3 protein-coding genes are annotated in these 1,373 nt (G+C 61.9%); all 3 read right to left on the reverse strand.

Annotated features, from left to right (window positions below):
* Positions 1–511: transposase zinc-binding domain-containing protein (locus CAPSK01_RS13535; protein ID WP_273703671.1), on the reverse strand; the 511-nt coding region annotated here is incomplete at its 3' end.
* A 10-nt stretch (positions 512–521) separates the two neighbouring features.
* On the reverse strand, positions 522–773 hold the full coding sequence (locus CAPSK01_RS13540) for a tyrosine-type recombinase/integrase (RefSeq protein ID WP_273703672.1): 252 nt from the start codon (positions 771–773) through the stop codon (positions 522–524).
* Between the two features lie 28 nt (positions 774–801).
* A complete protein-coding gene (locus CAPSK01_RS22970; RefSeq protein WP_273703673.1) occupies positions 802–1,254 on the reverse strand; it encodes a hypothetical protein in 453 nt (150 codons plus the stop codon).
* Positions 1,255–1,373 lie beyond the last annotated feature (119 nt).

Consider the following 1,373-nt stretch of genomic DNA (forward strand, 5'->3'; position numbering starts at 1 on the left):
ACCGCCACTCGCCCGCGGGCGTCAGCGCTCCGCCGGCGACCAGGGCGTGCACAGGCACATGCCGCCCGAGGTCCTGCTTCCCGGTGTGCAGGACCCGCGAGAACGCCCGCTTGCCCAGCCAGCGGGGGTTGGCGGCGAACTCGCTGAGGGTGGCCGACGCCGTGCCAAACAGCATCTCGTAGACCACGCGCGGGCGTTGTCCGATCAGCGCGTGCAGCGCATGCGGCAGAGTGAACACCCGATGAAAATACGGTACCGGCAACAGCTCCCGACGCCGTTTCGCCAACCAGTGCGCCTTGGCTCGCGTCTGGCACTGCGGGCAGTGGCGGTTGCGACACGAGTGATAGACGTGTCGCGTCACGCCACAGCCGTCACAGGTCTCGACGTGGCCGCCAAGGACCGCCGTGCGACAGGCGACGATCGCCCGCCAGACCTTGGCCTTGACGGATGACAAGACGTGCTTGGCGAGGTACGCCGGCCCGTGCCGGCGGAAGACCTCGGCCAGGGTCACTGGCGGTGGCTCAGGTGAGCGGGTCGAGCCGTTCCAGGGGCGAGGTATTGCCGGTCAGCGACGAGCGGGCGAGATGGAGGTAGCGCGAGGTCGTCGACAGAGTGCCCTGGCTGAGGAGTCGGCCGATGCGGTAGAGATCGACGCCGGCTTCGAGCAGGTGCGTGGCGAAGGCATGGCGAAGACCGTGGATGCCGCCCTCGGGGGCGATGCCGGCGGCGTTGCGCGCGGCGTAGTCGATCCGCTGGGCGGTCTGGATTTCCATCGGACCGGTGCCGGCCCGGTTGGGGTGCCTAGCCGTCATTGTGAATGCCGGAGAGAAACTTCTTTGGGTTTTGCACGAACGCATATGATCGGGAACTGATCAGAGCAGACTTAACGGCGAGGACGTTTGATTCTATTGGGCACGCGAACTCAGGCGAAAACAATGTGCAGCCCAACGAGTTTGCAAGAGCACATATCGTTTGGACGAATGCTTCGGAATCAGAGCGTGCGTCTATTCTGGCTTTGACTTCTGCGCTTTCATCGTCATTGAACATGATGTCGACGCGGTTCCCCTGCTCGTGCCCATAGGCAAAGAAGTCTTTCATCAGCTCCTGAGGGGTTCCGAAACACGCGGTCAAGTGTGATTTGGCACGCGCAGCTTGTTGTATTGATACTGCTGGAACGTCATAACTATCGTTCAACAAAACCGGTGACGGACCATTTTCGGGGACAAAGAACAGATCGAACTGCCAGGCTGCCATGTGTACCACCTTGACGGCTAACGTTGAAAATCACCGGACCTTCGGCAAGCACAGCTTGCCGAAGGTCCGGTGGATTGTGATGTTGGGCGTCACTTGGCTCTCCTGATGACAAAGGCGTT

This window comes from Candidatus Accumulibacter vicinus, from assembly GCF_000584955.1.
GTDB lineage: Bacteria > Pseudomonadota > Gammaproteobacteria > Burkholderiales > Rhodocyclaceae > Accumulibacter > Accumulibacter vicinus.

Coding starts and splice junctions, on each gene's coding strand:
- CAPSK01_RS13540 (WP_273703672.1), bottom strand. CDS start 773: ATGGAAATCCAGACCGCCCAGCGGATCGACTACGCCGCGCGCAACGCC.
- CAPSK01_RS22970 (WP_273703673.1), bottom strand. CDS start 1,254: ATGGCAGCCTGGCAGTTCGATCTGTTCTTTGTCCCCGAAAATGGTCCG.